We start from the raw sequence: 18,155 nt of genomic DNA on the forward strand, positions 1-18,155 counted from the left end.
CCTTGACGACCCGTCACCGTCATCGAGTTTCTCTCAAAACTCGAACAACTAAAGCCAACGTGAACTTTTGCGGACCCCGTGGTCCGCTTTTTTTTTGCGTAAAAAAGCCCGGGGATAAAAGCAAAATGGCAACCGAAGTTGCCATTTTTAGGGTTTGCTCCCTCTCCCTGTGGGAGAGGGCCGGGGTGAGGGCACCAGCCCGCACAAATCAAACCAGCCGGTTTTTCGCGTCCGCTATCGCCTGCGCCACCTGCTTAGGCGACACGCCGCCTTTCGCCGCACGCTTGTCCAGGCAGGATTGCAGCGCCAGAATCGGATACACATCATCCCCGATAACCGCGCTGAATTTTTGCAGATCGGCAAGCGGCAGATCTTCCAGCGGTTTACCCTGACGAATGGCTTCCACCACCGCTTCGCCCACGATGTGGTGCGCTTCGCGGAACGGTACGCCTTTCGCCACCAGGTAGTCCGCCAGTTCGGTAGAATTGGCATAGCCCTGCTGCGCCGCTTCCTGACAACGCGGACGTTTCACCTGAATGCCGTCCAGCACCAGCGCGCCCATGTGCAGGCAGTCCAGCCAGGTGTCGAGCGCGTCGAACAGCCCCTCTTTGTCTTCCTGCATGTCTTTGTTGTACGCCAGCGGCAGCCCTTTCAGGGTCATCATCATGCCGGTCAGCGCACCCTGAACGCGGCCACACTTCCCGCGGATCAGCTCCAGCGCGTCCGGGTTTTTCTTCTGCGGCATCAGGGAAGAGCCTGACGTCACGCGGTCGGACAGCTCGACGAAACCGGCTTCGCCCGAGTTAAAGAAGATCAGGTCTTCAGCAAAGCGCGACAGGTGCACCATGCCGATAGACGCGCTTGAGAGCAGCTCCAGCACGTGGTCGCGGTCAGACACGCTGTCCAGGCTGTTGCGGGTAGCAGAGGCAAAGCCCAGCCAGCCTGCCAGCTGTTCACGGTCGATTTCATACGCTGTTCCCGCCAGCGCACCGCTGCCCAGCGGGCTCACGTCCAGGCGCTTGAGCGTATCCTGCAGGCGGCTTTCGTCACGCGCCAGCATCTCAACGTAGGCCAGACACCAGTGCGCAAAGGTCACCGGCTGCGCGCGCTGCAGGTGGGTATAACCCGGCATGACCGCGTCCTGGTTGTTCTGCGCCGTTTCCACCAGCGCGCTCTGCAGCTGACGGGTAGCCGCCAGCAGTTCGCCAACGGTCTCTTTACACCACAGCTTCAGATCGGTCGCGACCTGGTCGTTACGGCTACGGCCGGTGTGCAGCTTTTTACCCAGCTGGCCCACTTTGTCGATCAGTTTGCCTTCCACCCAGCTGTGAATGTCTTCCGCATCGCTTTGCAGGATTTGCTGCGGATCCAGCCGCACCTCTTCCAGCAGGTTATTCAGCGCCTCTTCAAGCTGCTGCTGTTCATCTGCGGTCAACACGCCCACGGTCACCAGCGCTTTGGACCAGGCCACAGAGCCGACAATATCCTGTTCGGCCAGGCGGTAGTCGAAGCGCAAAGAGTCATTGAACTGTTTGAACCGCTGATCCGCTGCCTGTGTAAAACGCCCACCCCAAAGTGCCATAACATGCTTCCTTAATATCTTTGAATGTCATTGCCCGGCGGTGCTGCGCTTGCCGGGCCTGCAAAACAGAAAATCGATTACGCCAGAATACGCGTGCCAATCGGCGTGCCGTTAAACAGCGCCGGAAGCTGCTCCGCGTGACGCCAGGAGGCGATATCCACCGGGCGACCCAGCGTGCGAGCCGCATCCAGCGCGGCGTTGACTTTGACGATCATGCCGTCGGTAATAATGCCCTGCTCAATCAGCTGTTCGGCTTTCGCGGCGGTCATTTCCGCAATGCGCTGGCCTTTGCCGTCCAGAATACCGCTTACGTCAGAGAGCAGGATCAGGTCTGCGCCCAGCGTTGCCGCCAGCGCGGTTGCCGCCTGGTCCGCATTCACGTTCATCAGCTCGCCCTCTTCGGTCACGCCGATAGAGCTCACCACCGGCAGGAAACCGCCTTCCAGCAGCGTGTTAATCAGCTCAGGCGAACCCGGCTGCGCCAGCCCAACGTGGCCGAGCGCTTCGTCGAGCTGGGTCACTTTTACGCTGTCGCCATCGCCGAGGTAGAGCCCAACGGACGCAATACGGTGTTTCTTCGCCCACGCCAGCAGCGTTTTGTTCGCCGTACCCGCCAGCGCACCGGTAATGATGTCAATCTGGTCGGCAGGCGTGACGCGCAGGCCGTTTTTCTTTATCACCGGCAGGTTGAGCCCTTTCATCAGCTCGTCCACCACGCAGCCGCCGCCGTGCACAATCACCAGCGGACGCTGGTGCGATTCGCGATAGTTAACCAGCGCGGTAAACAGACGCTCCAGCGCTTCTTCGCTGTCCAGCAGCACACCACCGAGTTTGATAATTAATGGGTTCATCATCACACCTTAAATAAGAGCCTGCGTTTCAGGGAAGCCGAAACGAATATTTGCACACTGCATTGCCTGTGCGGCAGCGCCTTTGAGTAAGTTATCTTCTGCGGCGACCACAATCAGGTGCTCGCCCTGAACGGCAAAGCCAATATCGCAGAACGGCAGGCCGACCACGTTTTTCAGCGCCGGCACGCCTTTGTCGTACAGACGCACCAGCGGTTTATCCGCATACGCCTGCGTGAAGGCTTCACTTACCTGTTCTTTGGTCACGCCCGGCTTCAGGCGGCAGGTAATGGTTTCGAGGATCCCGCGCGGGAAGCTGCCCAGATGCGGCGTGAAAATCACGTCCGCGCCCAGATGGGTGGTGATTTCAGGATGATGGCGATGGTTGAACACGCCATACGGCTGAAGGCTCACTTCGCAGAAGCTATTGGAGATCGCCGCCTTGCGCCCGGCACCGCTCACGCCGCTGGTGGCGTTGATCACCGGCCACTGGTTGAGATCCAGCAGACCCGCGTCGATCAGCGGCTTAAGGGAGAGCTGCGCCGCCGTCGGGTAGCAGCCCGGCACGGCAATCAGATTCGCTTCTTTTAGTTTATCCGCGCTCCACTCCGCCAGGCCGTATACCGCTTTTTCGAGCAGATCCGGGTGCTGATGGGTAAAGCCGTAATATTTTTCGTAGAACGCGCCGTCGTTGACGCGGAACGCGCCGGAAAGATCGAATACCACGCAGCCGGCCGCCAGAAACTGCGGCGCCAGGTCGTGGCTGACCTCGTGCGCGGTGGCTAAAAACACCACGTCGACGCCGTCGGTAAACTCGCTGATGTCAGACATTGGCTGCAGCGGCAGATCGACAATGCCCTTAAGCCACGGATGCAAATCGGAAATTAACTTTCCGGCATCATTGCTTTGCGCTGACACGGTCAAAGCGGTTATGGTCATATGAGGGTGGCGATTCACGTAGCTTACAAGCTCTGCGCCCGCATAACCGCTAGCGCCTACAATCAGCGTATTCAACATCGGGTTCCTTTATGCTCAACGTTAATGTATTTTTATTCACATTTATTGCATTAATATTGATACTATCACGACCTAAGGTGTGTCAACAATGAAAATGAACTTACCGCCATTTATCGAGATTTACCGCGCCCTGATTGCCACACCCTCCATCAGCGCGACCGAAGAAGCACTGGATCAGAGCAATGAGTCTTTAATCAATCTGCTGGCGGGTTGGTTTAGCGATCTTGGGTTTAACGTTGAGGTTCAGCCCGTCCCCGGAACACGCCATAAATTCAACCTGCTCGCCAGCACCGGTACCGGTGCGGGCGGCCTGCTGCTGGCCGGTCACACCGACACCGTGCCGTTTGACGATGGCCGCTGGACCCGCGACCCGTTCACCCTGACCGAGCACGACAACAAGCTCTACGGCCTGGGCACGGCGGACATGAAAGGCTTTTTCGCCTTTATTCTCGACGCGCTGCGTGACGTGGACGTGATGAAGCTGAAAAAACCGCTCTACATTCTGGCGACCGCCGATGAAGAGACCAGCATGGCGGGCGCACGCTATTTTTCTGAAAACACGTCGATTCGCCCGGACTGCGCGATCATCGGCGAGCCAACCTCTTTGCAACCGATCCGTGCGCACAAGGGCCATATTTCCACGGCGGTGCGCGTGCTCGGCCAGTCCGGTCACTCCAGCGATCCGGCGCGCGGCGTGAACGCCATTGAGCTGATGCATGACGCCATCGGCCGCATCATGACCCTGCGCGATGACCTGAAAGAGCGGTATCACTACGACGCGTTCACCGTGCCGTATCCGACCCTGAACCTCGGCAGCCTGCACGGCGGCGATGCCTCCAACCGTATCTGCGCCTGCTGCGAGCTGCACATGGACATCCGCCCGCTGCCGGGCATGACGCTGAGCGATCTCGACGGCTTGCTGAACGAAGCGCTTGCCCCGGTAAGCGAGCGCTGGCCGGGCCGCCTGACGGTTTCCGAGCTGCATCCGCCGATCCCGGGCTACGAATGCCCGCCGGATCACCAGCTGGTCGAAGTGGTGGAAAAGCTGCTCGGTGAGAAAACCGACGTGGTGAACTACTGCACCGAAGCCCCGTTTATTCAGACCCTGTGCCCGACGCTGGTCCTTGGCCCCGGTTCGATCAACCAGGCGCACCAGCCGGATGAATATCTGGAAACCCGCTTCATCAAGCCAACCCGCGAACTGATCACCCAGGTCGTGCATCACTTCTGCTGGCATTAAGACGACCCCTCACCCTAACCCTCTCCCCAAAGGGGAGAGGGAATTTGAACACCCTCTCCCCTTTGGGGAGAGGGCTGGGTGAGGGGAACAAATCCCGCGATCTCCGTCACATTCCCATAAGCATCTCTTATCTGACGCAAAGCGAATTAAATTTCGTAAATTACCCACATTTATTCATCTGCTGAACCGTTTTCGCAGCAATTGACGACGGGGGTTTTACGTGGCTTTATAAAGGGAGATGACAAAATATTGTCCAGAAAATTTTCGCCTGGGCATAAACAAAAATGATGGGGTGACTGGGTTTTTATGAACGAACAATATTCCGCGTTGCGTAGTAATGTCAGTATGCTCGGCAAGGTGCTTGGAGATACCATCAAAGACGCGTTGGGGGAAAATATCCTCGACCGCGTTGAAACCATCCGCAAGCTGTCCAAATCTTCCCGTGCCGGTAACGAGGCGAACCGTCAGGAGCTGCTCACCACCTTGCAGAACCTCTCTAACGATGAGCTGCTGCCCGTTGCCCGCGCGTTCAGCCAGTTCCTTAACCTGGCAAACACCGCTGAGCAATATCACAGCATTTCGCCAAAAGGCGAAGCGGCCAGCAACCCGGAAGTCATTGCCCGCACCCTTCGTAAACTCAAAGATCGTCCCGACCTCAACGAAGACACCATCAAAAAAGCGGTGGAATCCCTTTCGCTGGAGCTGGTTCTGACCGCGCACCCAACCGAAATCACCCGTCGTACGCTGATCCACAAAATGGTGGAAGTGAACAACTGTCTGAAGCAGCTGGATAACAAAGACATTGCCGACTATGAACGTAACCAGCTCATGCGTCGCCTGCGTCAGCTGATTGCCCAGTCCTGGCACACCGACGAAATTCGTAAGCATCGCCCAAGCCCGGTTGACGAAGCCAAATGGGGCTTTGCGGTGGTGGAAAACAGCCTGTGGGAAGGGGTGCCGAACTACCTGCGCGAGCTGAACGAACAGCTGGAAGAGAACCTCGGCTACCGCCTGCCGGTCGACTTTGTGCCGGTACGCTTCACCTCCTGGATGGGCGGCGACCGCGACGGCAACCCGAACGTGACGGCGGACATTACCCGACACGTTCTCCTGCTGAGCCGCTGGAAAGCAACCGACCTGTTCCTGAAAGATATTCAGGTGCTGATCTCCGAGCTGTCGATGGTGGAAGCCACGCCGGAACTGCGCGCGCTGGCCGGTGAAGAAGGCGCCAGCGAGCCGTACCGTTTCCTGATGAAAAAACTGCGCGGCCAGCTGATGGCCACTCAGGCCTGGCTGGAAGCGCGCCTCAAGGGCCAGCGCCTGCCGAAGCCGGAAGGACTGCTGAGCCAGAACGAACAGCTCTGGGAACCGCTGTACGCCTGCTATAAATCGCTCCAGGCCTGCGGGATGGGCATCATCGCCAACGGTGAACTGCTCGACACCCTGCGCCGCGTGAAGTGTTTCGGCGTGCCGCTGGTGCGTATCGACGTACGTCAGGAAAGTACCCGTCATACCGAAGCGCTGGGCGAGCTGACCCGCTATCTCGGCATCGGCGACTATGAAAGCTGGTCCGAAGCCGACAAACAGGCGTTCCTGATCCGCGAGCTGAACTCCAAGCGCCCTCTGCTGCCGCGCAACTGGGAGCCAAGCAACGACACTCGCGAGGTGCTCAACACCTGTAAAGCGATCGTGGATGCGCCGAAAGGATCGGTGGCCGCCTATGTGATCTCCATGGCGAAAACCCCGTCCGACGTGCTGGGCGTTCACCTGCTGCTGAAAGAAGCGGGCATCGACTATGCCCTGCCGGTTGCACCGCTGTTTGAAACCCTCGACGATCTGAACAACGCCAACGACGTAATGACCCAGCTGCTGAACATCGACTGGTATCGCGGCTTTATTCAGGGCAAGCAGATGGTCATGATTGGCTATTCCGACTCCGCAAAAGATGCGGGCGTGATGGCGGCATCCTGGGCGCAGTATCAGGCGCAGGACGCGCTGATTAAAACCTGCGAGAAAGCCGGCATTGAGCTGACCCTGTTCCACGGACGCGGTGGCTCAATTGGCCGTGGCGGTGCGCCAGCACACGCAGCGCTGCTCTCTCAGCCGCCGGGAAGCCTGAAAGGCGGCCTGCGCGTGACCGAGCAGGGCGAGATGATCCGCTTCAAGTACGGCCTGCCGGAAGTGACCATCAGCAGCCTGTCGCTCTATACCAGCGCGATCCTGGAAGCAAACCTGCTGCCGCCGCCGGAGCCAAAAGAATCCTGGTGCCGCATTATGGATGAGCTGTCTGACATCTCCTGCGACCTGTACCGCGGCTACGTGCGTGAAAACAAAGACTTCGTACCTTACTTCCGTTCAGCAACGCCTGAGCAGGAGCTGGGTAAACTGCCCCTGGGCTCGCGTCCGGCCAAGCGTCGCCCGACCGGCGGCGTTGAATCCCTGCGCGCCATTCCGTGGATCTTTGCCTGGACGCAAAACCGCCTGATGCTGCCCGCCTGGCTGGGTGCCGGTGCGGCGCTGCAAAAAGTGGTGGAAGACGGTAAGCAGAGCGAGCTGGAAACCATGTGCCGCGACTGGCCGTTCTTCTCCACCCGTCTGGGCATGCTGGAGATGGTCTTCTCGAAAGCCGACCTGTGGCTGGCGGAATACTACGATCAGCGCCTGGTGAAACCAGAGCTGTGGGCGCTGGGTAAAGAGCTGCGCGAGCTGCTGGAAGGCGACATCAAGGTGGTTCTGGATATCGCCAACGACTCCCACCTGATGGAAGACCTGCCGTGGATCGCCGAGTCAATTCAGCTGCGCAACATCTACACCGACCCGCTGAACGTTTTGCAGGCTGAACTGCTGCACCGTTCGCGTCTGGCGGAAGAGGAAGGTAAAGATCCCGATCCACGCGTTGAACAGGCGCTGATGGTGACGATTGCGGGCGTTGCGGCGGGCATGCGTAACACCGGTTAATGCTCAGTCCCCGGGGCGCTACGCCTGCCCCGGCCTGCGACAGGCAGGCCGGGTAAGCGTTAGCGCCGCCCGGTAATACCTCGGTATTTACACCATGCAGCACGATATTACCCACATCCTGACTGACCTGATCGGCGGCACGACGCCGCTGCGTCAGGTGCATTTCGCCAACCCCGCCCTCTGCGCACCCGAGCTCGCCCTGCAGGTCGATTTCCCCCGTCTGGAGATCGTGCTCGAAGGCTCGGTGAAAGACCCGGCGGCTTGCGTATTACAGCAGGGTGATGTTTTATACGTCCCGGCTGGCGGCTGGAACGATCCGCAATGGCACATGCCCGCGACAACGCTGAGCATCCTGTTTGGCAAACAGCAGCTTGGATTTAGCCTTTTGCACTGGGACGGCGTAGACGTTCGTAACCTTGCAAAACAGCACGTTGCCCGTCGTGGCCCCCGCATCGGCTCCTTCCTGCTACAGACGCTTCATGAAATGCAGATGCAGCCGCACGAGCAGCAGACGGCGCGGCTGGTTGTCGCCAGCCTGCTTAGCCACTGCGTCGACTTGCTGGGTAGTCAGATCCAGACCGCCTCCCGCAGCCAGGCGCTGTTTGAAGCCATTCGCGTTTATATCGATGAACATTATGCGACCCCGCTTACCCGGGAATCCGTAGCGCAGGCGTTTTACATCTCTCCGAACTATTTATCGCATCTTTTCCAGAAAACCGGCGCGGTCGGTTTTAATGAATACCTCACCCACACGCGGCTGGAGCACGCGCGTCAGCTGCTGAAAGGGTATGACTTAAAGGTAAAAGAAGTGGCGCATGCCTGCGGTTTTGTCGACAGTAACTATTTCTGCCGCTTATTCCGTAAAAATACGGAGCGCTCGCCGTCGGAGTACCGTCGCCAGTATCACAGCCAGCTGACCGGGAAAGCGGCTAGTCCAGAATGACCTGCGTATGCTGCGGTGCGGATACCATTTTTCGTACCGCTGCCATGACCTTTTGCGGATCCCGCAGGAAAGCATTAATCCCGCATTTCACATAGCGGGCGGATTCGAAGCGTTCGTTACCCGCCAGCTCAATATCCGTGATAAGCAATACGACATCGGCGCGGCGGATATCGTCCTCCGTCAGTTCACTTTCAATGCCTAACGCCCCCTGCGTCTCAATGCGCACTGACCATTTCTCCTGCTGGCAAATCCGCTCCAGCCGTTCTGCGGCCATGTAAGTATGCGCCACGCCGCTCACGCATGCGGTTACCGCCACCAGATGACGCCCTGCTATTACTGTCATTTTTAACCTCCAGTGGTGACATGAAACCCTTTATCTTCGGCCATACGGCGCATTGCCGCGACCTCGTCAGCTGTCGGAGGATTGACCTCCCGCATCGACCATTGTTGCCCAAGCAGACGGTATTTTGGTTCACCATAGGAGTGAAACGGTAATAAATGCAGCTGCCGTATCCCTGAAGGTAACAAAAATGCCAGCACGCGCGCCATGTTGGCGTCGGTTAGCGTATAGCCGGGAATAAGCGGCACGCGGGGGATGACGTTGATGCCTTCGGCCACCAGCTGCGTAAGGTTTTCCAGCACTCTGGGAAGATTTACTGCCGTCACCGCGCGCGCCTGCTCAGGATCCATAATCTTCAGATCAAACAGCACTTCGTCACACTGGCGTGCCAGCGGCAGCAGTCGGGACAGGGGCGCATCTCCCGCCGTCTCAATAGCGGTGCGAATACCGTAGCGGCGCAAACGCTTAAGCAGCTGCGTCGCAAAGGGTGACTGCATTAATACTTCCCCGCCTGACAGCGTCACCCCGCCTCCCGATGAGCGAAAGAAGACATCATCCTTCATCACCTCGCGTTCAAGCTCGTCCAGCGTCACGTCGCGCCCGATGCGCTCAAACGCCCCGGACGGGCACTCGTCCGCATCGCGCAGGCAGGGTGCGCAGTGCAGACATTTGCTCTCCCGGCGAACCGTCTCAATTTTTGGCGAGATCGACTCCGGGTTGGCGCACCACGGGCAACGGTGAGGGCAGCCTTTGAAAAAGACTACCGTGCGAATACCTGCCCCATCGTTCAACGAATAGCGCTGAATATTGAAAATACGCGCTACGTCGGGGCGTGCTTCAACCACTTCACAGCTGATGCGCGGTCCGACGGATAATGTCATCCTGGATCTCCTTCGACAGCTCAACAAAGAAGGCGCTGTAGCCGGCAACGCGCACCACCAGCCCGGCAAAATCCTGCGGACGCCGTTGCGCCTCACGCAGGGTTTCCGCGTTGACCACGTTGAACTGGATATGCTGCAGCTTAAGCTGCGTAAACGCGCGGAGGAAGTCCGCCAGCTTCTGCAGCCCGGCATCGCCTTCCAGCGTGGCGGGGGTGAACTTAACGTTTAGCAGCGTACCGTTAGATAACAAGTAGTTATCCAGCTTGCTTACCGATTTCAGCACGGCCGTCGGCCCCTGCATATCCTGGCCGAGCATCGGAGAGAGCCCTCCATCCGCCAGCTGTTCGCCCGCCAGGCGGCCATCAGGCGTAGCGCCCACGACCGCGCCAAGCGGCACGTGCGCAGAGACGGTATACGAGCCAGGCGTGAAGATCCCACCGCGCGGGTTGCGGTATTTTTCGACCTCTTTACAGTAATGGCGCAGCAGCTCCGCGCTGATATTGTCGACATCGTCGATATCATTACCGTATTTCTCAAAGCGATTGATCAGCCGCGCGCGCACCTTTTCGCCCTCCGGAGTGGCAAAATTCGCTTTTAGCACCGCCAGCAGCTCGTCAAAACTTAAGCGCTGCTGTTCAAACACCAGCCCTTTCAGGGCGTGAAGCGAGTCGCTCAGATTGGCAATGCCAATCCCCTGCACGCCGGAGAAATTATAGCGCGCGCCACCGTCAGTAATGTCTTTCCCCGTTTCCAGACAATCGCTGATAAAGGAGGAGAGCAACGGCACGGGCGCCCAGTCGCGATGGCCGATATCGCAAATGTTGCTCCCTTCCACCATCAGCGCAATGTAGTGATTAATCCTGCCGCGTATATGTTCAATTAACCCCTCGTACGTCAGCTCGCTATTGCCTTCGTTCTCCTGCATAGCGATTTCCATTACCTTCAGCAGGTTAAACATGGCGATATCGTGCAGGCCGTAAGTTTTACCTGGAATCGACAGTTCAACGCAGCCGACAACCGCGTAGTCACGCGCGTCTTCCAGCGACACGCCGCGATTTAAAAACGCAGGTACTATCACTTCATCGTTGAAAATCTGAGGTATGCCGGTGCCCAGGCGAATAGTCTCCGCTGTTTTCAGCAGGAATGGTCGGTCGATCAGTTCGTTTACCCGTACGCCGAGGTTAGGCTGGGGAAGCTGAACGTTCTGGTAGGCGTCCAGGCACAGGAACGAAAGCACGTTCACCGCGCTACGCCCGCTTTCCGTCAGGCCGCCCAGCAGCGCGGTATACCCGGTCGGGAACCCGGCAAAATAACGGGCGCTGCTGGTCGAGCGCAAGAGCACCACGTCGTTACACTTCACCCACAGCGATTCCAGCAGCTCTTTCAGAAACGCCGGATCGTCTCCCTGCGTTAATGAGGCCTGATAAAACGGCAGCATATACTGGTCAAAACGCCCGATGGAGAGCGAACTGGCGTTGGATTCGTACTGCAAAATGACGTTCATGTACCAGAACAGCTGACACGCCTGCCAGAAGGTTTGCGGCTTATGCTGCGCGTTATGCCGCGAGATGTCGGCCATTGCCAGCAATTCTTCGCGACGTGCCGCAGCGCTGCTCTGAGCCAGTTCTTCAGCGAGCGTTGCATAACGCAGAATATGGCGCTGGGACGCTTCGAGCAGTATCAGCGCCGCCGCATAGAACGTGTTTTGCGCATCGCGAGCGCAGCGTTCACGCATTTCCGCCACCAGCGCTCCCAGCCCGTTATTGAGCAGGCGCGGATAATCAATAATGATATGCCCCTGCCCTTTATCCGTCTGGTTGACGCTAAAAATCTGCGTCCCGACCGCGGCTTTCACCTCATCCGTCATCTGGCCGTTGATGAAATCTTTCATCGACCGGTTTTCCCAGTAGGGATACAGCACCTCACGGTAGGTCTGCTTATCCTCATCGCTGATTTCAAAGCGGTCCTGTGGACGGGTGGCGAACTGGTCCAGCTCCTTGAGCAGCCAGTAGGGATCCATCTCCGGGGACATAATGCCTGCACGCGGCTTAACGGTGCGGTTTCCGGCAATCAGTTCTTCATCACGAATCGCGATTTCCACATGGTCGAGAATGTGTGCCGTTGCTTTCGCGCGCCGGAGAATAACCGGCTCGCCTTCCGTCTGCCGATGGCTGGCGGTATAGAGCAGCGCACGCTCAAGCGAGATTTCGCGAGGGTTGGCAAAGAGCGCATCTTTCAGGCGCGGTATACGATTCGTCATGAGGGAACTCCTGTAACGGAAAAAACCAGCCCGCCCCGAAGGGCGGGAGAGCATCAGGCGGTTTGCGCCAGGTGGGCATCGATTTTGTTCATGATGGCGTCGGCACGCTTTACCGCGTCGCTGATATTGACGCGCACGATGGTTTTCCCGGCAAAACGCTCCTCGAATTTAATGCCGATGTCTTTAGTCAGGATCGCGATATCTGCTGCGGCGATATCCTCCGCCGTCAGTTCGTTCTCAAGACCAATCGACCCCTGCGTTTCTACCTTCACTTCCCAGCCTTTGGCTTTTGCGGCGCTTTCCAGCGCTTCGGCAGCCATATAGGTATGGGCTACGCCAGACGGACATGCGGTTACTGCGATAATTCGGGCCATGTTCTCTTCCTCACTCAGTTAATTTCAAAATCCAGATCCAGGTCATCCTCTTTTTCCTCGACCTGCTTTGTGTTCTTACGGGCAATACGCTTCAGCACGTTGACGCTGACTGCCGTCACCACTGCACCCACGGCAACCGCTGCGATATAGCCGAGCTTGCCGTCCACCACGGGAAGCACAATTAACCCGCCCCATCCGGCATAGCATTGCGCGCCCATAACCGCAGCCGTGACCGCGCCGCAGGCGGAGCCCAGCATGATGGACGGAATCACGCGCAGCGGATCGGCTGCGGCAAACGGAATCGCTCCCTCGGTGACGCCCACGCAGCCCATCACCAGCGCCGCTTTACCTGCTTCACGTTCTTCACCGGTAAAATTTTTGCGGCCAATCAGCGTCGCCAGGCCTAACCCCAGCGGCGGTATGCAAATAGCCACGGCGGCAATCGCAACGACGGTGTAGACGCCCTGCGCGACGCAAATCAGCATGAAGGCGTACGCCACTTTGTTAACCGGACCGCCCATATCGAACGCCAGCATGAGGCCGATAATGATGGCGAGTACCACGATGCTGCCCTGCTGCATTCCTTGCAGCCACTGGGTGAGACCGGTGGTAAGTGCGCCTACAGGTTCGCCAAGCCCCCACATCATGATGCCTGCCGTGATAAACGTGCCGATAATCGGGATGATGAAGATAGGCATGACGGAGCGCAGCACTTTCGGCACGGGCAGCTTTTTCAGATACCAGACGACAATGCCGCCGAAAATCCCGGCGATAATCGCGCCAAAGAACCCCGCACCGAAGCTGTTGCCCACCCAGGCGGCAATAGCACAGGGGGCCAGCGCGGCGCGTTCTGCAATGGAGTAGCCAATATAGGCAGCGAGAAACGGCACCATCAGCGTCAGACCCGCCACGCCGATATCAAAGAGCTTTTTCAGATTGGGATCGGTTGCTGCGTCGGGTACCGCACCTTTGCCGTAAAGCATGACCGAAACCGCCAGTAGAATGCCGCCCGAGACCACAAACGGGATCATGTGCGACACCCCTGTCATCAGATGCTGCCGCGTGTTCTTGAGAATATGCACCAACGCTTTCATATGCCGCTCCAGGCCTTTATCCACAAAGATGTTGTGGCAAACAATAGGCAATCAGGAAGACGGCGGACAGGAGACAAAAAGGCCATTTACTGGATTTTTGTAATGTCGGAATGAAAATGCGATCCGCCTCGACATTTCGCACTGACCTCACATTAAGCAAACCGTCACAACCTGTGAGTGAAATCTCACTTTTAAGGTGACATTACATTTGTCCAGCTTTTGGCAGTTTTGTCACATGGCGCGCCTCATCATCACGCTCGTATGCTGTTTCGCATAATTGACGATTGGTTTCAGGAGTGTGTATGGCTCTGGTAGTGGAATTTACCTGTGAACTGCCCAACGGCGTTCACGCGCGTCCGGCAAGTCATGTGGAAACGCTGTGCAATACGTTTCTCTCGCAAATTGAGTGGCATAACCTGCGTACGGATCGTAAAGGCAATGCCAAAAGCGCGCTGGCGCTGATTGGTACCGATACGCTGGCGGGCGATGCCTGCCGCCTGCTGATCGATGGTGAAGACGAGCAGCATGCCCGGCAGCGGCTGGAACGGTGGCTAAAAGAGGAGTTTCCGCATTGCGACGCGCCGCTTGAAGGGGTAATCAGCACGGAGCTGGATCCGTTGCCGGAATCGCTGACACGCCTGAACCCGACGCTGTTTCGCGCCACTCCGGTATGCAGCGGCAGCGCACGCGGCATCCTGACGTTACTGTCCTCGCTGGACCTCAACGCCCTGACCGATTTACCCGACGCGCAAAGCGTTGAAGCCGAGCAGTCGGCGCTGGATAACGGGCTGACGCTGCTGGTCAAACACATTGAGCTGCGCGCGCTGGACAGCGACAGCACCGCCAGCGCTATTCTTGAAGCCCACCGCTCGCTGGCTACAGATACCTCGCTGCGTCAGCACCTCCTGTCAGGAGTCAGCCAGGGCCTAAGCTGCGCCCAGGCCATCGTCGCCACGGCAAACCATTTCTGCGACACGTTCTCCCGTTCCAGCAGCGCCTATTTGCAGGAGCGCGTGCTGGACGTGCGCGACGTCTGCTACCAGCTTTTACAACATATCTACGGTGAAGCGCGTTTCCCGGCTCCCGGCCAGCTGACGCAGCCGGGCGTCTGCCTCGCGGACGATCTTACCCCCGGGCAGTTCCTTGAACTTGATAAAACGCTGCTTAAAGGGCTGCTGCTCAGAAGTGGCGGCACCACCTCGCATACCGTGATCCTCGCGCGCTCCTTCAATATTCCGACGCTGGTGGGCGTCGACAGCGAAAGCCTGCTGCAATGGCGCAATCAGCCTGTATTTGTGGACGGCAATGCCGGTGCGGTGGTCGTCAATGGCAGCGATGCCGTGGCGCGTTATTATCGGCAGGAAGCGCGCGTCCAGCAGGCGATACGCGAGCAACAGCGCGTCTGGCTTGACCGTGAAGCCAGAACCGCCGACGGCCTGCGCATTGAAATTGCCGCCAACATTGCCCACGCGGTGGAGGCCCAGGCAGCGTTTGGTAATGGTGCCGAAGGCGTGGGCCTGTTCCGCACTGAAATGCTCTATATGGATCGTGCCAGCGCACCTGGCGAAAACGAGTTGTACAACATTTTCTGTCAGGCGCTGGAAAGTGCAAATGACCGCAGCATTATTGTGCGCACCATGGATATCGGCGGCGATAAGCCGGTGGAGTACCTTAATATCCCGGCCGAGAACAACCCGTTCCTCGGCTACCGCGCCGTGCGCATATATGAAGAGTATTCATCGCTTTTCACGACCCAGCTTCGGGCGATCCTTCGCGCCTCTGCCCACGGAAACCTTAAGATCATGATCCCGATGATCTCCTCCATGGAAGAGATCCTGTGGGTGAAGGAGAAGCTCGCCGAAGCGAAGCAGCAGCTCCGTGCTGAACATATTCCGTTTGATGAGAAAATCCCGCTCGGCATTATGCTGGAAGTCCCTTCGGTAATGTTCATCATCGATCAGTGCTGCGAAGAGATTGATTTCTTTAGCATCGGCAGCAATGACCTGACGCAGTATCTGCTGGCCGTGGACCGCGACAACGCCAAAGTCACGCGCCACTACAACAGCCTGAACCCCGCCTTCCTGCGGGCGCTGGACTACGCGGTGCAGGCCGTTCACCGCCAGGGTAAGTGGATTGGCCTCTGCGGGGAGTTAGGCGCGAAAGGATCGGTACTGCCGCTGCTGGTGGGTCTGGGGCTGGACGAACTGAGCATGGGCTCCCCTGCCATTCCTGCCACCAAAGCACGCCTGGCGCAGCTTGATAGCCGCGCCTGTCGCCAGCTGCTGAACCAGGCCATGGCGTGTCGCACCTCGCTTGAAGTAGAGCACCTGCTCGCCCAGTTCCGCATGAACCAGCAGGATACGCCGCTGGTCACGCCACGCTGTATTTCGCTGGATAACGACTGGAACAGTAAAGAAGAGGTCATGAAAGGCATGACCGATAACCTGCTGCTCGCCGGGCGATGCCGCTATCCGCGCAAGCTGGAGGCCGACCTGTGGGCGCGCGAAGCCGTATTTTCAACCGGGCTGGGTTTTGGTTTCGCCATTCCACACAGCAAATCCGAGCATATTGAACAATCCACCATCAGCGTCGCCCGCCTGAAAGCGCCTGTGATGTGGGGGGACGAGGAGGCGCAATTCATCATCATGCTGACGCTGAACAAACACGCCGCCGGCGACCAGCATATGCGCATTTTCTCCCGCCTGGCCCGCCGCATCATGCATGAGGATTTTCGCAGTGCGCTGGTTAATGCCAGCTCTCAGGAGGCTATCGCTTCCCTGCTGCAACACGAATTAGAACTCTAAAACGAGGAAGAGTGATGGAACTGTATCTGGATACCGCCAACGTGGCGGAAGTTGAACGCCTTGCACGTATTTTTCCGATTGCGGGCGTGACCACCAACCCAAGCATCGTGGCCGCCAGCGGCGAATCTGTCTGGGAGGTGCTGCCGCGCCTGCAGCAGGCTATCGGCCCGGAAGGCAGGCTGTTTGCCCAGACCATGAGCCGCGACGCAGAAGGAATGGTGGCGGAAGCAAAACGGCTGAGCAATGCCCTGCCGGACATCGTGGTAAAAATTCCCGTCACCGCGCAGGGGCTCATCGCGATTAAGGCGCTGAAAAAAGAGGGAATTACCACGCTGGGTACCGCCGTTTACAGCGCCGCTCAGGGGTTACTGGCCGCGCTGGCTGGAGCAAAGTATGTCGCACCGTATGTAAACCGCGTCGACGCGCAGGGCGGTGACGGCATTCGCACGGTACAGGAGCTGCAATCCCTGCTGGAACTGCATGCGCCAGAGAGCATGGTGCTGGCTGCCAGCTTTAAAACGCCGCGCCAGGCGCTGGACTGCCTGCTGGCCGGCTGCGAGGCAATCACGCTTCCCTTAGACGTAGCGCAACAAATGCTCGGCACGCCGGCGGTAGAGTCAGCTATAGAGAAGTTCGAGCAGGACTGGAAAAACGCGTTTGGTAACCTCAACCTCTAAGGGAGAAATGTTATGGACCGTATTATTCAATCGCCGGGGAAGTACATCCAGGGCGCTGATGTTCTCACTCGTCTCGGCGACTACCTGAAGCCGCTGGCGGCTCGCTGGCTGGTGGTGGGCGATAAGTTTGTGCTGGGTTTTGCCGAAGAAACCCTGCGTCAGAGCTTTAAAAAAGCTGAACTTCATGCTGAAATCGCGCCGTTTGGCGGCGAATGTTCGCAAAACGAAATCGATCGTTTGAAGAAACTGGCCGACAGCGCCGACTGTCTGGCAGTGCTGGGCATCGGCGGCGGTAAAACGCTGGATACCGCCAAGGCGCTGGCGCACTTTATGGACGTGCCGGTGGCCATTGCGCCGACCATCGCCTCCACCGATGCGCCGTGCAGCGCCCTTTCCGTCATTTACACCGACAGCGGCGAGTTCGACCGTTACCTGATGCTGCCGCACAACCCGAACATGGTGATTGTCGATACCAAAGTGGTTGCCGGCGCGCCCGCGCGCCTGCTGGCCGCCGGGATTGGCGATGCCCTCGCAACCTGGTTTGAAGCACGCGCCTGCTCGCGCAGCGGCGCCACGACCATGGCGGGAGGCAAGTGCACCCAGGCAGCGTTAGCGCTGGCCGAGCTGTGCTACAACACGCTGGTTGAAGAGGGCGAGAAAGCGATGCTCGCGGCGGAGCAGCACGTCGTCACCCCCGCGCTGGAACGCATTATCGAAGCGAACACCTATCTGAGCGGCGTGGGATTCGAAAGCGGCGGGCTGGCGGCGGCGCACGCCATTCACAACGGCATGACGGCGGTGCCGGATGCACATCATTTCTACCACGGTGAAAAAGTGGCGTTCGGCACGCTGACGCAGCTGGTGCTGGAGAACGCGCCGGTTGAAGAAATTGAGACCGTCGCCGCGCTTTGCCACAGCGTTGGGCTGCCGATCACGCTGGCGCAGCTGAACATTAAAGAGGATATTCCGGCCAAAATGCGTCTGATTGCGGAGGCATCTTGCGCGGAAGGAGAAACCATCCACAACATGCCGGGCGGCGTGTCGCCGGATCAGGTGTACGCGGCGCTGCTGGTAGCCGACCAGTACGGGCAGCGGTTCCTGGAAGAGTGGGAGTAAACCGCGTTAATAAAAATCCCC

Annotated in this window: 14 protein-coding genes; 6 read left to right on the forward strand and 8 right to left on the reverse strand. The window is 58.3% G+C overall.

Annotated features, from left to right (window positions below; all coding sequences use genetic code 11):
- Positions 1–208: 208 nt before the first annotated feature.
- The 3 genes from argH to argC form a co-directional block, all read right to left on the reverse strand.
- Entirely contained in the window at positions 209–1,582 is a 1,374-nt protein-coding gene (argH, locus tag MOQ06_RS17395; protein WP_242174145.1) for an argininosuccinate lyase, read from the reverse strand.
- A gap of 77 nt (positions 1,583–1,659) precedes the next feature.
- Positions 1,660–2,436, reverse strand: a complete 777-nt coding sequence (gene argB, locus MOQ06_RS17400; RefSeq protein WP_148422577.1) for an acetylglutamate kinase — start codon at positions 2,434–2,436, stop codon at positions 1,660–1,662.
- A 6-nt stretch (positions 2,437–2,442) separates the two neighbouring features.
- Positions 2,443–3,447, reverse strand: coding sequence for an N-acetyl-gamma-glutamyl-phosphate reductase (gene argC, locus MOQ06_RS17405; protein ID WP_242174149.1), 1,005 nt, complete (start codon positions 3,445–3,447; stop codon positions 2,443–2,445).
- Positions 3,448–3,535: 88 nt separating this feature from the next.
- On the opposite strand from argC, the gene argE reads away from it, so the two are divergent.
- The 3 genes from argE (at position 3,536) to MOQ06_RS17420 (ending at position 8,588) form a co-directional block, all read left to right on the forward strand.
- On the forward strand, positions 3,536–4,687 hold the full coding sequence (gene argE, locus MOQ06_RS17410; protein ID WP_242174151.1) for an acetylornithine deacetylase: 1,152 nt from the start codon (positions 3,536–3,538) through the stop codon (positions 4,685–4,687).
- A 306-nt stretch (positions 4,688–4,993) separates the two neighbouring features.
- Positions 4,994–7,645, forward strand: a complete 2,652-nt coding sequence (gene ppc / locus MOQ06_RS17415) for a phosphoenolpyruvate carboxylase (RefSeq protein WP_242174153.1) — start codon at positions 4,994–4,996, stop codon at positions 7,643–7,645.
- A gap of 94 nt (positions 7,646–7,739) precedes the next feature.
- A complete protein-coding gene (locus MOQ06_RS17420; RefSeq protein ID WP_242174155.1) occupies positions 7,740–8,588 on the forward strand; it encodes an AraC family transcriptional regulator in 849 nt (282 codons plus the stop codon).
- Here MOQ06_RS17420 and MOQ06_RS17425 read toward each other — a convergent pair.
- Genes MOQ06_RS17425 through MOQ06_RS17445 form a run of 5 tightly spaced genes read right to left on the reverse strand, consistent with a single transcriptional unit; the run spans position 8,575 to position 13,537 of the window.
- Complete coding sequence (locus MOQ06_RS17425; protein WP_029882885.1) at positions 8,575–8,931, reverse strand: PTS fructose-like transporter subunit IIB; 357 nt, start codon at positions 8,929–8,931, stop codon at positions 8,575–8,577. The genes MOQ06_RS17420 and MOQ06_RS17425 overlap by 14 nt on opposite strands.
- Positions 8,932–8,933: 2 nt before the next feature.
- Positions 8,934–9,809, reverse strand: coding sequence for a [formate-C-acetyltransferase]-activating enzyme (locus MOQ06_RS17430; RefSeq protein ID WP_242174157.1), 876 nt, complete (start codon positions 9,807–9,809; stop codon positions 8,934–8,936).
- Complete coding sequence (locus MOQ06_RS17435; protein ID WP_242174159.1) at positions 9,775–12,069, reverse strand: formate C-acetyltransferase; 2,295 nt, start codon at positions 12,067–12,069, stop codon at positions 9,775–9,777. The genes MOQ06_RS17430 and MOQ06_RS17435 overlap by 35 nt, the downstream gene beginning before the upstream one ends.
- A gap of 53 nt (positions 12,070–12,122) precedes the next feature.
- Positions 12,123–12,443, reverse strand: coding sequence for a PTS fructose-like transporter subunit IIB (locus MOQ06_RS17440; protein ID WP_148422570.1), 321 nt, complete (start codon positions 12,441–12,443; stop codon positions 12,123–12,125).
- A 14-nt stretch (positions 12,444–12,457) separates the two neighbouring features.
- Positions 12,458–13,537, reverse strand: a complete 1,080-nt coding sequence (locus tag MOQ06_RS17445; RefSeq protein ID WP_020686915.1) for a PTS fructose transporter subunit EIIC — start codon at positions 13,535–13,537, stop codon at positions 12,458–12,460.
- Positions 13,538–13,839: 302 nt separating this feature from the next.
- Between MOQ06_RS17445 and ptsP the strand changes: the two genes are divergently transcribed.
- The 3 genes from ptsP to MOQ06_RS17460 are packed head-to-tail and all read left to right on the forward strand — an operon-like array spanning position 13,840 to position 18,134.
- Positions 13,840–16,341 (forward strand): phosphoenolpyruvate--protein phosphotransferase, encoded by a 2,502-nt coding sequence (ptsP, locus tag MOQ06_RS17450; RefSeq protein WP_242174161.1) that lies wholly within the window; start codon positions 13,840–13,842, stop codon positions 16,339–16,341.
- A 14-nt stretch (positions 16,342–16,355) separates the two neighbouring features.
- Positions 16,356–17,018, forward strand: a complete 663-nt coding sequence (gene fsa, locus MOQ06_RS17455) for a fructose-6-phosphate aldolase (protein WP_242174163.1) — start codon at positions 16,356–16,358, stop codon at positions 17,016–17,018.
- Positions 17,019–17,030: 12 nt separating this feature from the next.
- Entirely contained in the window at positions 17,031–18,134 is a 1,104-nt protein-coding gene (locus tag MOQ06_RS17460) for a glycerol dehydrogenase (RefSeq protein WP_176609197.1), read from the forward strand.
- Positions 18,135–18,155: the final 21 nt, after the last annotated feature.

The organism is Enterobacter sp. I4, assembly GCF_022669095.1.
In the GTDB taxonomy this organism is placed as follows: domain Bacteria; phylum Pseudomonadota; class Gammaproteobacteria; order Enterobacterales; family Enterobacteriaceae; genus Enterobacter; species Enterobacter pasteurii.